Origin of the sequence: Pseudoalteromonas sp. APC 3358 (assembly GCF_030408075.1) — a bacterium.
GTDB classification, from domain to species: Bacteria; Pseudomonadota; Gammaproteobacteria; order Enterobacterales; family Alteromonadaceae; genus Pseudoalteromonas; species Pseudoalteromonas arctica.
The window spans coordinates 217,519-234,625 of the sequence record NZ_JASDCE010000003.1; the positions used below are offsets into that span (position 1 = coordinate 217,519).

Consider the following 17,107-nt stretch of genomic DNA (forward strand, 5'->3'; position numbering starts at 1 on the left):
GTTGATAAACGGTTAATTAAATCGGCTCATTCAACAAAACAGTAGTAATTAAGCGTAAATGCATTTAAGTCAGAGGCAACTTAATTGCGAAATAAGTCTAAAGCGTATTTTTAACTAATTTAAGCTCGCGGCGGCTCACTGGCAATAACTCACTGCACCCTTGTAGCTCAATCATATGATTGCCATTCCCTTTTGAATGCAAGGCTATTACTTTTTGTTTATTCACTAAAGTATTGCGGTGAATTCGTAAAACATATGCGGGATATTGCAGCTCTAATTGCTTTAGGCTTTGCTCCAGTAAAGCCTCTCCACCTGAGAATATCATTTTGGTATACTTTTCTTCGGCACTAAAGTACAAAACATCATTTATATCAACACTACGTAGAGTACCCGCTAGCTGATAAGAGATTTTTACATTTTGTTGTTTTTGAATATGTACTTTATTTAAACGCCCAACTTGCTTAAGCACCTTTTGCAATGATTGCTCTGAAATAGGTTTAACTAAATAGCCTGCAGCGCTTAATTGTAAAGCATCGAAGGCATGCTCAGGGTGAGCAGTTATAAAAACAATAGCAGGAGGTAGAGTTAAACTATTGAGCTCATTAGCAACTTGTAAACCATTCATACCGGGCATATCAACATCTAAAAAAATCAAATCTGGCGTTTGCTTTTTAGCAAGTACTAGGGCTTCATTACCATTACTTGCCTCACCTTGTACAACTATACTTTTATCGTGTGCTAACAAACGGATTAAGCGAGATCTCGCAAGAGGTTCATCATCAACAATGAGTACATTCATACACTGCCCTCAATTAGCTTAGGGATAACGACCTTGACCCTAAACACATCATTTTTATTAGTAATTGTTAGCTGCGCTTTATTTTTATAATAAATATTTAATCGCTGGCGAATATTTTCAAGCGCCATTCCGTTATTAGGCCTAGTTTGAGCATTAGAAATTGTTATAGGATTAGAAACAATCATGGTTATATAGCCGGTAGTGATATGTAGCTCTACTTTTATTTCTGCACCATGCTCACTTGTTTCAACGCCGTGGCATACCGCATTTTCAATTAATGGCTGCAGGGTTAAGCAAGGAATGCTCAATGCGGGTAGTTCATTAGGTATTTGCCAATCAACTCTTAAGCGATTACCAAAACGCCACGTTTCAAGTGCGATATATTGCTTACTCAACGTTATTTCATCGTCAAGAGATACATTCTTCCCTGAGTGCATTGCAGCCTGCGATAAGGCGGCTAATGCTAAAATAGCCTGTTCTGCCGCATCGGCATCATGATGAGTAAGCTCTGCAGCAGTGTTTAAACTATTATATAAAAAATGAGGACGTATTCTAGCTTGTAGGGCATCAAGCTCTGCACGAGAAAGTGCTTTAGTTTGCTGCTCTTTTTCAAAATGAATTAATAAAAACTGGACGAATAAAGCAGCCAGTAAAGCCACTATAATACAATTGCGAAGTGTGAAATAAATTAGGTTATTTGTATCATCTATATCAAAAGCAAAATGAGAAAATAAAATACTAAAAATACAGGTAGATAATAAAAAAAAGGCAAAAAATAGACTTAATTGAAAAGTTTGAGTACGTTTTTGTAAGAAAAATCTACAGAAGTATAAAGAAGAGGTACCGACTAAAACAATTAAATGCATAAACAAACTAATGATCCCAAGTCGTAGCCAAATATCTCCTTCTACATTAGGTGCAAAAGCTAAAACAATAGCAATAACTTGAGAAACAATAAGCGTGGCTAATACGCCTCGCTCATTAAAAAGAGCCGAAAAAAGCAAACCATCATTTTGAAGTGACTTGCTCATAACGACTCTCCTTTAATCTAAATGTTTAATATATTTAAATTAACGTAGCTCTACAGGAACAGCAAATACTATATTTTCTACTTCACCTGGGTTCTCAACAACCTGTGTGCCACCTAGCTCTTTTAATCGGCTTATTACTTGTTGTACAAGTACTTCTGGCGCAGATGCACCCGCAGTTACGCCAACTGATTTAGAGCCTGAAACCCACTGCTCTTGTACATCAGTTGCGTCATCAATTAAATAAGCAACTGTGCCCATTTTATCTGCAAGTTCACGTAAGCGATTAGAGTTAGAGCTATTTTTAGCGCCAACAACTAATAGCACATCAACTTTATCAGCTAAGTCACGAACAGCGTCTTGACGATTTTGCGTTGCATAACAAATGTCATCTTTACGAGGTCCGTCAATTGATGGAAACTTATTGCGTAGTGCATCAATAACATCTGCTGTGTCATCAACTGAGAGTGTTGTTTGGCTGCAATAAAAAAGATTTTCAGCATTTTTTACATTAAGCGCAACAACATCATCAACGGTTTCAACAAGATAAATGCCACCGGCTGAGTTATCATATTGTCCCATTGTTCCCTCTACTTCAGGGTGGCCATGGTGTCCAATTAAAATACACTCAATACCTTTACGACTCGCACGTGTAACTTCCATATGTACTTTAGTTACAAGCGGACACGTTGCATCAAATACTTTTAAATCACGACGTTTAGCCTCTGAGCGAACAGCTTGCGAAACACCATGTGCACTAAAAATAACAATGCTGTCGTCAGGTACTTGATCAAGCTCTTCAACAAATACCGCACCACGACTTTTTAATCCATCAACCACATAGCGGTTATGTACTACTTCGTGGCGCACATAAATTGGCTTTTCAAAAATATCTAGGGCGCGCTCAACAATACTAATAGCACGGTCAACACCAGCGCAAAAGCCGCGTGGATTAGCTAGTAATATTTCCATTAACCTTCCACCTCAATAATATCAACTTCAAACGTTAAACGTTGGCCAGATAAAGGGTGATTAAAATCAATCGTTACCGACTCACCTTGCACTTCGCGAACTAATCCAGGAAGCTCAGTACCGTCTGGTTGAGTAAACGCAATAATTGCACCTACCTTAGCTGGTGTTTCTGGGCCAAATTTACTACGGTCAACGTAGTAAATATTATCTGGATTTGGCTGACCAAACGCATCTTCAGGTTCTAATTCAAACGTTTTACTTTCGCCTGCAGTTAAACCTAATAAACACTTTTCGAAGTTTGCCGTTAAACTGCCATCGCCCATTGTTAATTTAGCAGGTTTGTTGTGCACCTTGGTAGAATCGGCGGCAGAGCCATCTTCTAATTTAATAGAAAAATGGAAAATAACTTGCGAGTTTTCACCAATTACAGCTTGGCTCATGCTTTATGCTCCTTCGGACTCTCGCCGGTAAAGGCATCAAATAACAATAATGCTGCGCCAATACAAATAGCGCAATCAGCAATATTAAATACAGGAAAATGTGAGTCTTTATAAAATACGTGAATAAAGTCGATTACATAACCATACGCAATACGATCGTATAAATTACCAATAGCGCCTGCAAGTACCAGTGCATAAGCACCGCATAGTACTTTGTTTGTTGCAGGTAAGCGTTTTAGCCACCACACAAGCAAAGCACTAATAGCAATGGCAATCGCACTTAAAAACCAACGCTGCCAACCACCCGCTTCACTTAAGAAGCTATAAGCAGCACCATAGTTATGCACATAAGTAATACTAAAAACAGGGAGTAAGTTTATCGACTCTTGATAAGCCATAGTACCTACAACAAGTGTTTTACTGGCAAAGTCTATTACTAATAGTAATAGACTCAACCAAAGCCACACTAAACCACTTTTTTGGGCTAGTTTGCTCACTAAGAATAACTCCTAAGCGAATTGACGCTTTTCGCCTTCGCCGTCAACATTACTTACACAACGACCACAAATTTCAGGATGAGCAGGGTTAACACCTACATCTTCACTGTAATGCCAACAACGCTCACACTTAGCAGCATCTGTTGCAGCAACACTAATGAATAAACCTTCAATTTCGGTAGCTTGTGTATCAGCTGGCTGGCTATCAACTTCAGAAACATTTACGGCCGATGTTAATAATACAAAACGAAGTTCATCACCAAGCGCATTTAATTTAGCGGCAAGCTCTTTACCCGTGAATAAATTAACCGTTGCTTGAAGCGTTGCACCAATGACTTCTTCTTTACGTGCAGCTTCTAATAAACGGTTTACTTCGTCGCGTACTGTTAGAATTTCTAACCAATCATCGTTACTAAATTGGCTATTTGTTGGCGCTTGTAAGCCATCATACCAAACAGATGTAAATACGTAGTCACTACGCTCACCCGGTAAAGCTTCCCAAATTTCTTGTGCGGTAAAGCTCATAATAGGTGCCATCCAACGCGTCATTGCTTCTGCAATATGATAAAGCGCTGTTTGACAAGAACGACGTGCATGGCTGTCACTCTTAGCTGTGTACTGACGATCTTTAATGACGTCTAAATAGAACGAACCAAGCTCACCCGTACAGAAGTTCATTAGCTTTTGCGTTACTAATAGCATTTGGTAGCTATCGTATGCGGCTAAAATTTCGTCTTGCAACTGAGCAGCACGACCAACAATCCACTTATCAAGCTCAACCATATCATCAACAGCAACTTGATCTGTTTTTGGATCAAAGCCATTTAGATTAGCAAGCAAGTAACGGCTAGTGTTACGAATACGGCGGTAGCGATCGGCAGAGCGTTTAAATATTTCATCCGACACAGTCATTTCTGCCGTGTAATCGGTAGAGGCAACCCATAAACGTAGAATGTCGGCACCTAGTTTATTCATCACATTTTGTGGTGAAATAACATTACCTAGTGACTTAGACATCTTGCGGCCGTTTTCATCAACAGTAAAACCATGAGTCAATACTTGGCGGTATGGCGCATGACCATTAATAGCCACTGATGTCATCATTGATGACATAAACCAACCACGGTGTTGATCAGAACCTTCAAGGTATAAATCAGCTGGACCAACCAAGTCTTCACGTGCGTCTACAACACATGCGTGTGAAACACCTGAGTCAAACCATACATCTAGCGTATCTTGCACTTTCATGTATTGCTTGGCATCTTCTTCACCAAGTAATGTAGCTGGTTCTAAATCGTACCATGCCTGAATACCAGATTTTTCAACTAGCTGTGCAGCTTGCTCAATGAGTTCTTGAGTATTTGGATGAAGTGCACCGGTATCTTTATCAGCAAACAATGCAATTGGCACACCCCAAGTACGTTGGCGAGATATACACCAATCTGGGCGGCTTTCAACCATGTTCGAAATACGGCTTTCGCCCCACTCTGGCAACCACTGCGTGTTTTTAATTTCTTTTAAAGAATCTTCACGCAAGTTAGCCTGATCCATACTTACAAACCATTGTGGTGTAGCACGGAAAATAATCGGTGTTTTATGGCGCCAACAATGTGGGTAACTATGAGTTATAGCATGATGATGCATTAATGCACCGTGCTCTTTTAATACTTCAATTACGCTCGCATTTGCTTTAAATACATGCTGACCTGCAAAAAGTTCAGTATCTGGTAAATAAACGCCATTAGCGCCAACAGGGTTAGCTACTTCAAGGTTGTAATTTAAACCAGCCACGAAATCTTCTTGACCATGCCCTGGTGCTGTATGTACAACACCGGTACCTGAGTCAGTCGTTACGTGTTCTGCAACAATCACGGGTACATTAAAATCATAAAAAGGATGGGCTACTTGTAAGTTTTCAAGTACAGCACCTTTTACATAACCTAATACGTGGAAGTGATTAAAACCAAAGCGGTCCATTGCATCTTTAACAAGCTCAGAGCCTAAAATTAGACGTTGTTGTACGCCTTCATCTTCAACCTGCACCAATGCATATTCTAAATCGGCATGCACAGCTACTGCGCGGTTTGCTGGAAGCGTCCACGGTGTTGTTGTCCAAATAACAGTACCAACACTGCCTTCACCTTTATGACCATCAACCAAATCAAATGCACTTACAACAGCATCTTGATCAACAAATGTAAAACGTACATCAATCGCTGGTGATTGCTTGTCTTGGTACTCAACTTCAGCCTCTGCTAATGCAGAACCACAATCTGTACACCAATGCACAGGCTTAGCACCTTTATGCAAATGACCTTTTTCAATAATACGACCAAGTACACGAATTGCGTTCGCTTCAAAGTCAAAGTTCATTGTTAAGTAAGGCTTATCCCAATCTGCAAATACGCCTAAACGCTTAAAATCAACTTTTTGACCTTCAACTTGTTTTTTAGCGTATGCACGGCATTTTTCACGAAACTCGCTCGCGGTTACTTTTACGCCCGGCTTGCCTACTTTTTTCTCAACCATTAACTCGATTGGTAAACCATGACAATCCCAACCTGGGACTAATGGTGAATCAAAGTCAGATAATGTTTTAGACTTAACAATAATGTCTTTTAATATTTTATTAACTGAGTGGCCTAAATGGATGTCGCCATTTGCATACGGAGGGCCGTCATGCAAAATAAAGGTCTTTTTACCTTTCTTAGCGCTGCGAATTTGACCGTACAGGTCGTCTTCATACCATGCTTTAAGCATTTTTGGTTCACGTTGTGCCAAATTGCCACGCATTGGAAACGGTGTTTCCGGTAAGTTCAAAGTATGTTTATAGTCGCTCATTTATCCTACATTCCGTCTCTATCGGCTACCTGATTTAAACCAAAACACTGCTTAGCGGCAGCAACATCAGTTGCTATTTGCGCCGTTAATTGTGTTAATGTCTCGAATTTTTTTTCGTTGCGAAGTTTTTTTATTAACTCCACATGCATAAATTGTCCGTAAATATCCTGTGCAAAATCAAAAAGATGAACTTCTAATAATGCACGAGTTCCATTAAATGTCGGCTTATTGCCTACATTTGCAACTCCAAAAATCTGTTTTCCTGCAATCGTTGCTTGCACTGCAAACACCCCGTTGACAGGACACACTTGGCGTTTTAGGGCAATATTTGCCGTTCTAAAACCGAGTTCACGTCCTCTTTTCCAGCCGTGTATAACACGCCCAGAAATAGCATAATCGTGACCAAGCATTGTTTTAGCACTTGCTAAGTCACCAGATGCCAAAGCATCTCGTATTAAAGTGCTGCTTACTCTAGCATTTAATTGACGAAAACTCGCGGTGCTTTTTACGTCCATGCCCGCTTGCTTGCCCATGCTAGCAAGTAAGTCAAAGTTACCTTGGCGCTGCTTTCCAAACTTAAAATCATCGCCAACAGTGAGAGCTTTAACACCTAACTTTTTAATCAAAATATCATTAACAAATTGCTCAGCATGCATGTTTGCAAATTGCTGATTAAAGCTAATGCAAATAACTCGCTCAATACCTAAATCACTAAGCAAACGTAGCTTATCTCGTAAGCGCGTTAGCCGTGCTGGGGCATTGTTTTTAGCAAAAAATTCTTGTGGCTGGGGTTCAAATAGCATTACAGTGCTAGACAAACTATGCGCTTTAGCATCAGTAAGTAAGCCTTTTAGTACTTCTGCGTGGCCTAAATGAACACCGTCAAAATTACCAATAGTTAACACACAACCAAAGTGGTGTGGGCGAATATTGTGTATACCTCTAATTAACTCCATGCCACCTAATGCCTTGTTTAGCGAGCTATTAATTACGACTAAAAATTAATTAAAGCCGCAGAGTTGCCGATTATAATCTTTTTTTTAGTTTGATTCAGTAATTGCTACACTTTTTATCGTATTTAGTCTAACGCCCATCAAAAATAGCATTGCAAAGTAACTAATACCGGCCAAAGCCACGAGTGCTATTAATAAGACTACCTGCTGTGTAAAAGCCCATGTAGCCCAGTAATAGTAACTGCTCACAAACCATGTAACAGCTCCCATAACCATACTTGCAACAACACATTTAAGTGTAAAGCGCATACTCATTGATGAAAACTGATACACATTTTCTTTTTTAAGCTGTCTGTATAGTAAAAACGCATTACAACTAGCCGATAGCGAAGTAGCGAGTGCTAATCCTAAATAACCAATAAAAGGAGCCAGCATAATATTAAATACCATATTCAACACTAAGGTAATAATACCAATACGCACCGGCGTTTTTGTGTCTTGACGAGCATAAAAGCCAGGAGCAAGTACTTTAATCAGCATAAAGCTTACAAGCCCTACTGAATATGCGACTACGCCTAAACTTACTGCTTTAACATGATCAACACTATCTTCTTTAAACGCACCGTGGTCGAACAATACGGTGATAATAAGCGGGCTGATGATCATTAGACCTATCATTGCTGGTAGGCCTAAAAATATAACAAAACGCACCCCCCAGTCGAGAGTATGCTGAAAGTCACTACTTTTTTTACTGCTATGTAACCTAGAGAGCGCCGGTAAAATAACTGTCGCAATACCAATACCAAATAAGCCCAGCGGAAATTCAATTAAACGGTCTGAATAATAAAGCCATGCAATCGAGCCTGTCATCAGTAATGATGCAATCATGGTATCTAGCAACAGATTAATTTGGCTAATAGATACACCAAACAAAGCAGGAAGCATAAGTTTACGTACTTTTTTTACGTTTTCGTCTTGCCATGCCCAGCGTGGACGCGCCAACATTTTTGCACGGTATAAAAATGGAAGTTGAAACAATAACTGCACAACGCCACCAATAAATACGCCAATTGCGAGTGAATAAGCCCCAACACTAAATTTATCATGTAAAAAAATTGCACACGTAATAATAGAAACATTGAGTAAAACAGGTGTAAATGCAGCAACAGCAAAACGGTTATATACGTTCATTACCGCACCACTAAGCGCAACTAAGCTTACAAAAAACAAATAAGGGAATGTAAATTTAAGTAATGAACTTGCAAGTTCAAACTTTTCGGCATTGGGTCCGCCCTGCCACCAATCTATAAACCAACCGGTGCCAAACAATGCTGCAATAACGGGTGAAGCAACAACACCTATAATAGTGACAATCAGTAAAATGGTTCCTAATGTGCCTGCTGCTTGTGCAACAAAAAGTCTGACCTTGTCGTCGCCTTGCTGTTCTTTAATTTCACTCAGCACGGGTACAAATGCTTGTGCGAAGGCACCTTCTGCAAATAAACGACGTAAAAAATTAGGAATACGGTTAGCAAATAAAAAAACATCAGCCGCCGCACTTGCGCCTAATAAATTGGCAACGACTGCATCTCGAACGAGCCCTAAAATACGCGATATCATAGTCATACAACTAACAATCATACCGGAGCGAAATAAACCTTTTGACACCTTAAACCTACTCAAAAATCCTCAAGATAGGCGATTATGCCACAGTCTTTTTTATAAATCGCTTTAAAGCACTAGGCTGGGGGTCTGTGCTTTGTTACAATGTCGGTATTAACTGCTAAAGCGGCAAATTGATGCTCGTTATATGGTGCAGTTTTTCTTGGATTGTTAAATTTAAATTGACATTCATGATAGAAACAGGCATATTCCACGGCCTTTAATTTAAGCTTTATTTTAAGATTGTTAGGAGCAAACCTTGGCTAACATCAAGTCTGCAAAAAAACGCGCTATCACAAGCGAAAAAAACCGTCAGCACAACGCAAGCCGTCGTTCAATGATGCGCACTTACTTCAAAAAAGTAATTGTTGCTATTGAAGCGGGCGATAAAGAAGCTGCACAGCAAGCTTTTTCTGTTGCTACACCTATCCTAGACCGTTACGCAACTAAGGGTCTAATTCACAAAAACAAAGCAGCTCGTCATAAGAGCCGTATAGCAGCTAAGATTAAAGCTCTATAATTTGTTTTTGATAGAATATAAAAAACCGGCTTTTGCCGGTTTTTTTTTGTTTAAATTTTAAATGTACTTACTTTATTAGACATTTTCTAACTCTGGATAAAACTTCTTAAGCATTGCCGCTATTTTTTTAGGTGTAAATGGCTTTACTACAAACCCTTTAGCGCCTTTATCAATTGCATCCTTAACATTCTCAATACCTGAATGTGCAGATACCATAACCACATTTGTCTCTGGGCTTAATTCATTGATTTGTGCAATCAAATCTTTACCATCACCGTCTGGTAATTCAATGTCTAAAAAAATGATATTATAATTTGCAGCTTGGCACTCACTAATACATTGTGAGGCAGTAGATGCTTCCTTTACGTTATCTATCCCTAAGTGCATGAGCGTTTGGCTCAAAAAACTACGCACTGTGCTAACGTCATCTACAATTAAAATTGATAGCTGCGTATTCATCTTTATTCCTCGTAGGCTATAAGCTAACTTTAAGTTATCATAATAATTAGCTTAGTATATAAATTTACTCATTTAATTATAGAGACCTACGGAAAAAAGGCCAGATTTGCTTTATGTCTAAAACCCCAAATAAACAATCGTTGCTAGGTAAAGCACCGGCAAGAAAAAAAACAGCGCAAAAAAGAAAACCTCAGCGTTCTACTCAGCGCCCTTCACCTGGCGAGTTAAATTCCAGTGCAAAGAATGATATAAGCCAAAAAACAACGCAAAAAAAAGGACTGTTTATATCACTCGCTGTCGTTGCTGTAATTATTTTAGCTTTTCCAAAGCCTACCTTACTCACCTATAAAAAATTAGGGATGGTAAGTGAGAGTGTTTACTGGCCCGGATTCTTTGGCAAGGGGGCTACTTTAATTGATTCAAACTTACACCCCACCTATGATTCTAGCCGTGAGTCCCTTTATTTATGCAGTGACTTACAAAAACCGCAGAGCTGCCAAAAGTATCAAGTAATTGCTGATAATGGTTTATTTTCAGCAATCGGTAGCCACTTTTAGCATTAAAAAAACTAATCTGAAAATTTAAAATTACTTGGTTGAAAGGTGCGCAAAAGATCAACATAATGGCGCTCCTTTTTTCAACAACTGAACTATTGAAACGACCATGCTAAACGAGCTAGATTGGCTTTTAAATACTACACTACTTGCACTAGGTTTAGGTGCATTCTTTATTAACCAGATAACACTGCTGCGCGTTGCCGCCATTAGTGCGTGTGGTTTATTATTCTTATCATTTAGCTTAGATCTTATGTCGTCGAGTGTTATTTCAAATATGAGTTTAGTGTTGATCAATACTTTTTACTTGTTTAAAGTTTATACATTTGGGCAGTTTAATGTAACCCAAAATTAACAACTTTTCCCTAGAATATTTAATAGCCCAGCATTGCTGGGCTTTTTTTTGTTAAGAATTTAAAAATATTAAAAAGCACTTTCAATCAAGATGAAAATTAGAGCTTTAGGGGCACACAAGCACTACTGTGAAAATAATGCTTGTGTACTGCTAAAAAGAGTCACGAGAAGAAACACGAAAACAGAGAAATACATAGTAAGTAGGTTAGTCCGCTATTGTTAACTCGCTTTGGGTTTGTATTTTAGAAGGAGTATCCTCTGCATTAGCCTGATTAAACCAAGCTGAAACACCAAGTATAATAATTGAAACAATAACTAGGCTTAATTTAACGCCACTTTGACTCGATTTCATAACACCCTCTTTGTATTTTTTATTAGTGAGAATACCTTTTACACTAATGAAAATTACAAATGTTAACAAGCTGTTTTTTAAACTAATTAGCTATCAGCTAATAACCTTTAGTTCTATCTATTGGATTATTAAGTACTAACCCCTTATTCAAGCATTCAATATTATCGGCTATTTGCTCTATAACACTATTTAAATCAGAAATCGCCGCGCAATGTGGTGTAAGCGTTATTTTGGGGTTTCCCCAGTAAGGGTGATTCGACGCTAAAGGTTCTTGATCAAATACGTCGAGTGTAGCTGCGCGTAAGCTATCGTTATTTAATGCACTTAGTAAGTCTTGCTCAACAACATGAGCACCGCGTGCCACATTAATAACAACAGCATGTTTAGGTAGCTTTGCGAGCATTGAGTGATTAATAATGCCTGTCGTTGCTTGCGTAAGGGGTAATAGACATACAAGGTAGTCAACATCAGAAAGCATACTATTGAGGCCTTCCTCGCCATAAAAAATTTCGACATTAGCCGCGCTTTTATTACTTTGCGCCCAGGCACTTACCTTAAAGCCATTATTTATAAGCTTTTGCGCACATGCTTTACCTAATTCACCAAACCCAAGTATGCCGACATGTTTATTACTATGCGCCCGCTTTGGCTTCCATGTTTGCTGTGTTTGTTTAATGTAATATTCTTTTAAACGTAACTTTTGAGCTAACACATGTGTCAGTACATATTCCGCCATATCTTCAGCTAGTTGCATGTCAACAATGCGAACTACTTCAACACTTTCGTCGAGTAATGTTAAATCGATACTGTCTACGCCAGCACCAAATGACGACACAGCCTTTAAGTTAGGTAGCTGTGGCCACATAGATTCTGGCGCTTTCCACGCAAGTACAAAATCCACATCATGTGCGTTTTTGCAATCAGGCCATTGCTCTATCCGCGTATTTGGTAATCGCTCTTGTAACTTCGTTATTAGTTTTGTGTTGTCACGCCCAGTTATAGCAACCAATACCGACATAAATTCTCCTAACAATACACAGTTTATAAGTTAGCACTTTAAAAAGTCACACTACTGCAAAGTAACTGTCACACCCTTTTTTTAATCTTACATGTATGGCGAATAGGCCAAACGGAATATGAGGTTAATATGATAAGTGTTGATAAAGTAATTGCTGCAAACTTACCACAACTAGAGAACTCTCCAAAAGTAAAAGGTTTAGTAAAAAAAGGCCTAGGCTACTTATTACATGAACAAGAGTTTGTTGCTTTTGGTGATGCCTACCCTCACCTACAAGGATTAGAATTTGTTGAACAAGTGCTCGATGAACTCAATTTTGATACGCGCTATAAACCTAAGCAGATAGAACATATTCCTAATGAGGGTAAACTTGTTATCGTTGCTAACCACCCTATTGGTTCATTAGATGCTTTAGCACTGATTAAAGTACTTTCAACTGTAAGACAGGATTTAAAAGTAGTGGCAAACCGCATGTTGATGTCGGTTACTCCAATGCACTCACTTTTACTCCCCGTAGATAACTTATCAGGTATGAGTAAGAAACAAGAGCTTAGTAATATACAAAACCATTTAAAGGATGAAGGCGCATTACTTATATTTCCGGCAGGAGAAGTATCGCGATTAGGGCCAACAGGTATTAAAGACTGCAAATGGAATAGTGGCTTTTTACGTATGGCAAAAAAAGCTAACTGCCCTATTTTACCTATTTATATTAAAGCCAAAAACAGTCCACTTTTTTATGGCACATCAATGATTTATAAACCTTTGGCAAGTTTACTATTAGTGGCCGAAATGTTTAAGCAGCGCCAAAAATCTTTAGAGTTTGAGATTGGCGCCTCTATCCCTCCTGAATCTTACTTAATAGAAAATCTTAAAGATAAAGAAGTTGTAAACCTCATCCGTAAACAGCTTTATAGGCTTACAACAAAAAAAGCACTGCCGCTAAAAACACAAACACCTATCGCTGTTCCCGAGTGCAGAAAAGAGCTAAAAAAAGCAATTGAGCAATGCCAACTACTTGGTAAAACGCAAGACGGTATGCATATTCATCTATACCAATATGCAGGTAGCTCACCTATTTTTAGAGAGTTAGGGCGCCTGAGAGAAATAGCATTTAGAGCAGTCGGTGAAGGTAGTGGTAAGCGTCGTGATATAGATAAATACGATATGGATTACCAACATCTTGTACTGTGGGACCCAATGCAGCTAGAGCTGGTAGGTGCTTATCGATTAGCCTGTGCACAACAGATAATACAAAAACATGGCCGCGAAGGTTTGTATACTGATAGCTTATTTTCTTATACCGACGCTATGACGCCCTATCTAAAACAAGGAATTGAGCTTGGTAGAAGCTTTGTACAGCCTAAATATTGGGGACGTAAGAGCCTCGACTATTTATGGTATGGCATTGGCGCTTTTATAAAAAGCTATCCACAGTACAGATACTTGTTTGGTGCTGTAAGTGTATCAAATGCTCTACCCGAGCAAGCAAAAGCCATGCTCGTTTATTACTATCAGCATTACTATAAAAGTGGTATTGAATTAGCTACGCCTAATAATGAATTTAAATTAACTGAGCAACAGCTAACCCAGTGCAATACTCTTTTTTGCGGCAATGACGTAAAAGAAGATTTTGTAGAGTTAAAGCATGTGTTAGCTAATATGGGAGCTCAAGTCCCTACTTTATTTAAACAATACACTGAACTTTGTAAACCAGGTGGCGTGCAATTTTTAAGCTTTAGTATTGATCCCGATTTTAATAATTGTATTGATGGATTGGTATTGGTCGATCTTGAAAATGTAAAAGAAAACAAAGCCAAACGTTATTTAGAATAACCAATAATAAGAGAGTGCTTTATATTTATAAAGTACTCGATTTATATTTAATTATTTATAAATATCTGCTCTAGTAAAGTTGTATAAATAGCTTCAATTTTAAGTAAATCACTAATAGATACGTGTTCATTAGCTTGATGAATCGTATTGTTTCGCACACCACATTCAATAACTTGAGTATGGGGGCTGGCAAAAAATCGTCCATCTGATGTCCCTCCATTTGTACTTAGTAATGGGTAACTTGAAGTGTTTTTGTAAATAGCCTGCTCAATATGAGTAAGTAAACTCCAACCCGTATTATGGCTTGTATAATAAGGCTCGCATGGGCGTTCCCACTCAATTGTAAAATGCTCAGCAAACTTGTTTAGGGTATTCATTAATTGCGTTTTAACTGCTGCACTACTGTAACCGTGGCTATAACGTACATTAAATGTAATCTCACAATGACTTGGCACTAAATTATCGACCACATTATTTATGTTAATTCCAGTCACTTGCAGTGTGGTTTTTGAGCTAGCCACATCGAGTAACCAGATCTGATCACTCAAGCTATTTACTATTTTTGCAGCAATATGAGCAGCATTGAGTGTGTTTTGAGGATAAGCTACATGACCTGCCTTACCAGTAACTAAAATCCGAGCTGAAAGCGCACCACGACGGCCATTCTTAACCGTATCGCCAACTTGTGCCACACTTGATGGCTCCCCTACAATACAGCCATCTAATACAACACCTTGCTTGGCAAGCTTATTAACTATTTCTTGAGAACCAAATTCAGCCTCTCCCTCTTCATCTGACGTGATAAGCCAGTAAAGAGTCCCTATTTTAGCGGATTTACTATTAATTAACTTTTTTGTGGCGCTAAGCATGGCGGCAACACCCCCTTTCATATCGGCCGCCCCTCTACCGTATATTGCATCATTTCGCACTCGCCCTTCAAAAGGAGGACTTAACCAACCGCTACTTGTTGCTGGTACTACATCAATGTGCCCTGAGAAAGCAACACATGGGCCTTCTTTGAATTTTATGCAGGCAATTAAATTGGTTACACCATTTATAGTAAATTGCTCGCAACTTAAACCTAAATCCACCAATTTAACTGCAAGCCAATCAATTGCACCCGCTTGGTTAGGGGTTACTGATTCAAAGCGAATTAGTGTTTGTAAGTGCTCTACAACTTCTTTTTGAATATCCGTTGTTTTTGATTTTTTTTCGAATGCTTCTAAAAACATGTTAAACACACTTTATTATTTAATGTGCCTTTATTAAAACGTGAGTTTATGACTAAGCGATGTCAGCCTTAATACATTCATATGACTGTTAATGAAATAAATATGTCAATCTTTTCAAAAGCAGAACGACGCTAAATTTAATCTAAATCAATAAAGCATTCCACAAGGTTAAAATGTTTTTTAAACTTTGATCTAGAACAGGTTTTCATTTTTATTGCTCGGTAATAATAGCGCCAATCAAACAGTAGTTCTTGGAGAACAACATGAAAACTCAAATTAGCATCGCATTATTAACCTCTTTATTAGCACTCTCTCCAGCTGCACACGCTAACTTTAGCGTAAATGTTGGCGCTATTAACGTAAACCCTGATAATAGTAGCTCAGCGATTAATGAAGCACCTACGCTAGGTCTTAAAGGTGATTCAGATACTCAACTAGGTATCACCGTAGATTATGCATTTAACGATCAATGGGTGTTAGAGCTGATAGCAGCAACACCGTTTTCACACGATGTAAATGGCGCAGGCGGCTTAGCAGGCAACAAAATTGCAGATATAAAACAACTTCCACCGTCATTAGTTGCGCAATACCACTTTTTAGACACAAGTTATGCGCTAAGACCTTTTATAGGTGTAGGCATAAACTACACTGCATTTTTTGATGAGCAACCTTCTCAAGCACTTAAAGCGACGCTAGGAACAGACGATGTAGAAGTAAAATTAGATGATTCGTTTGGCTTTATGGCTCAGGTAGGTGCTAACTATAAAATTGATGCAAACTGGGGTTTACACGCCATGGTATCAATTATGGATATTGATACCGATGCCACTGTTTATGCTAATGGTGCAAAAGCACTTACATCAACTGTTGAGCTTGACCCCGTTGTTGCTATGTTCGGTGTTAGATACAGCTTTTAAAGCATATATAAAGTAGTACGTAGTTACCCAATTACAATGTGTGTTAAAAGGCCGAAAGGCCTTTCTTCATTTGTAGAGATTAGGGCAGGTTACTTAACTTTTTCTGCTCTAGCATTTCTTTCCAGTGCATAACTTCACTTGGCAATATAGGTGTTTGGCCATCAAAACCAGCCACTTCAAGCATTTCTTCAATACTTATAATACCTTTTTTACTTTTAAATACACCGCGTACATAAGCAATAGCATGTAAGCCTCGTTCTGAGTGAAACTTTTGCTCAATATAAAAGTATTTATGATCCCATCCAACTAACTTAGTACTTATTGTATACCGCTGCATAGGCTTAATATCACGAATATAAGTAATAGCAGTTGCGTTAACAATCGGAAACCAGCGACGCTTCATTATTTGTTTAAGCAAGCCAACGCGCTCAGTCATCCAAGTTCGAGATAAATCCATCATCGCGAGGTAGCGTGAGTTTGTTAAATGTAAATTAATGTCACAATCAGTAGGTAGAGCTTTGTAATCAATATCTACCGTATCAAGTAAATTTTGATATTGCTTGTTACGTTTAATTTTAAAAAACAATAATAAAAGTCGAATATATAAGTTCACAAAAAAGGTCTTACCAGTTAAATTTATTCGAGTGTAGCATAGCCCCTTGCGAAGACGAAT

At 38.5% G+C, this 17,107-nt stretch carries 18 protein-coding genes; 5 read left to right on the plus strand and 13 right to left on the minus strand.

The genetic code is table 11. The annotated features are described in order from the left end of the window. Positions 1-97 precede the first annotated feature (97 nt). The 8 genes from QL995_RS06150 to murJ form a co-directional block, all read right to left on the minus strand. Positions 98-799: a LytTR family DNA-binding domain-containing protein gene (locus QL995_RS06150; RefSeq protein WP_290293748.1), complete on the minus strand. Its 702-nt coding sequence runs from the start codon at positions 797-799 to the stop codon at positions 98-100. After that, the gene (locus tag QL995_RS06155) at positions 796-1,830 is read right to left on the minus strand and encodes a histidine kinase (protein WP_290293749.1); all 1,035 of its coding nucleotides are present in this window, start codon (positions 1,828-1,830) and stop codon (positions 796-798) included. The genes QL995_RS06150 and QL995_RS06155 overlap by 4 nt, the downstream gene beginning before the upstream one ends. A gap of 39 nt (positions 1,831-1,869) precedes the next feature. Continuing rightward, complete coding sequence (gene ispH / locus QL995_RS06160) at positions 1,870-2,799, minus strand: 4-hydroxy-3-methylbut-2-enyl diphosphate reductase (protein WP_007581370.1); 930 nt, start codon at positions 2,797-2,799, stop codon at positions 1,870-1,872. Then, positions 2,799-3,239 carry an FKBP-type peptidyl-prolyl cis-trans isomerase gene (fkpB, locus tag QL995_RS06165; RefSeq protein ID WP_002958231.1) on the minus strand — a complete coding sequence of 147 codons (441 nt, stop codon included), beginning with the start codon at positions 3,237-3,239 and terminating at the stop codon, positions 2,799-2,801. The genes ispH and fkpB overlap by 1 nt, the downstream gene beginning before the upstream one ends. Then, entirely contained in the window at positions 3,236-3,736 is a 501-nt protein-coding gene (lspA, locus tag QL995_RS06170) for a signal peptidase II (RefSeq protein WP_007376920.1), read from the minus strand. The genes fkpB and lspA overlap by 4 nt, the downstream gene beginning before the upstream one ends. Positions 3,737-3,748: 12 nt before the next feature. After that, the gene (gene ileS, locus QL995_RS06175) at positions 3,749-6,577 is read right to left on the minus strand and encodes an isoleucine--tRNA ligase (RefSeq protein WP_290293750.1); all 2,829 of its coding nucleotides are present in this window, start codon (positions 6,575-6,577) and stop codon (positions 3,749-3,751) included. Positions 6,578-6,582: 5 nt separating this feature from the next. Next, complete coding sequence (gene ribF / locus QL995_RS06180) at positions 6,583-7,533, minus strand: bifunctional riboflavin kinase/FAD synthetase (protein ID WP_024607280.1); 951 nt, start codon at positions 7,531-7,533, stop codon at positions 6,583-6,585. Between the two features lie 84 nt (positions 7,534-7,617). Further along, on the minus strand, positions 7,618-9,198 hold the full coding sequence (gene murJ, locus QL995_RS06185) for a murein biosynthesis integral membrane protein MurJ (RefSeq protein WP_010555111.1): 1,581 nt from the start codon (positions 9,196-9,198) through the stop codon (positions 7,618-7,620). A 253-nt stretch (positions 9,199-9,451) separates the two neighbouring features. On the opposite strand from murJ, the gene rpsT reads away from it, so the two are divergent. Continuing rightward, entirely contained in the window at positions 9,452-9,712 is a 261-nt protein-coding gene (gene rpsT, locus QL995_RS06190; protein ID WP_002958225.1) for a 30S ribosomal protein S20, read from the plus strand. 75 nt (positions 9,713-9,787) lie between these two features. Here rpsT and QL995_RS06195 read toward each other — a convergent pair whose 3' ends face one another. Further along, entirely contained in the window at positions 9,788-10,171 is a 384-nt protein-coding gene (locus tag QL995_RS06195; protein ID WP_008168737.1) for a response regulator, read from the minus strand. Between the two features lie 113 nt (positions 10,172-10,284). On the opposite strand from QL995_RS06195, the gene QL995_RS06200 reads away from it, so the two are divergent. Together QL995_RS06200 and QL995_RS06205 are read left to right on the plus strand one after the other, a co-directional pair. Then, a complete protein-coding gene (locus QL995_RS06200; protein ID WP_010555112.1) occupies positions 10,285-10,728 on the plus strand; it encodes a hypothetical protein in 444 nt (147 codons plus the stop codon). A 106-nt stretch (positions 10,729-10,834) separates the two neighbouring features. Beyond that, positions 10,835-11,080, plus strand: coding sequence for a hypothetical protein (locus QL995_RS06205; RefSeq protein ID WP_138681448.1), 246 nt, complete (start codon positions 10,835-10,837; stop codon positions 11,078-11,080). A gap of 204 nt (positions 11,081-11,284) precedes the next feature. Here the strand turns inward: QL995_RS06205 and QL995_RS06210 are convergent, their stop codons facing one another. Together QL995_RS06210 and QL995_RS06215 are read right to left on the minus strand one after the other, a co-directional pair. After that, positions 11,285-11,431 (minus strand): hypothetical protein, encoded by a 147-nt coding sequence (locus QL995_RS06210; protein ID WP_007581365.1) that lies wholly within the window; start codon positions 11,429-11,431, stop codon positions 11,285-11,287. A gap of 97 nt (positions 11,432-11,528) precedes the next feature. Next, a complete protein-coding gene (locus QL995_RS06215) occupies positions 11,529-12,449 on the minus strand; it encodes a glyoxylate/hydroxypyruvate reductase A (RefSeq protein WP_290293751.1) in 921 nt (306 codons plus the stop codon). A 129-nt stretch (positions 12,450-12,578) separates the two neighbouring features. On the opposite strand from QL995_RS06215, the gene QL995_RS06220 reads away from it, so the two are divergent. Beyond that, the gene (locus tag QL995_RS06220) at positions 12,579-14,285 is read left to right on the plus strand and encodes a lysophospholipid acyltransferase family protein (protein WP_024589427.1); all 1,707 of its coding nucleotides are present in this window, start codon (positions 12,579-12,581) and stop codon (positions 14,283-14,285) included. A 47-nt stretch (positions 14,286-14,332) separates the two neighbouring features. Here QL995_RS06220 and dapE read toward each other — a convergent pair whose 3' ends face one another. After that, positions 14,333-15,517: a succinyl-diaminopimelate desuccinylase gene (dapE, locus tag QL995_RS06225; RefSeq protein ID WP_290293752.1), complete on the minus strand. Its 1,185-nt coding sequence runs from the start codon at positions 15,515-15,517 to the stop codon at positions 14,333-14,335. 263 nt (positions 15,518-15,780) lie between these two features. Here dapE and QL995_RS06230 point away from each other — a divergent pair, with 263 nt between their 5' ends. Further along, positions 15,781-16,434, plus strand: coding sequence for an OmpW family outer membrane protein (locus QL995_RS06230; protein ID WP_002958218.1), 654 nt, complete (start codon positions 15,781-15,783; stop codon positions 16,432-16,434). 79 nt (positions 16,435-16,513) lie between these two features. Here the strand turns inward: QL995_RS06230 and QL995_RS06235 are convergent, their stop codons facing one another. Beyond that, complete coding sequence (locus QL995_RS06235; protein WP_002958217.1) at positions 16,514-17,047, minus strand: thioesterase family protein; 534 nt, start codon at positions 17,045-17,047, stop codon at positions 16,514-16,516. Positions 17,048-17,107 lie beyond the last annotated feature (60 nt).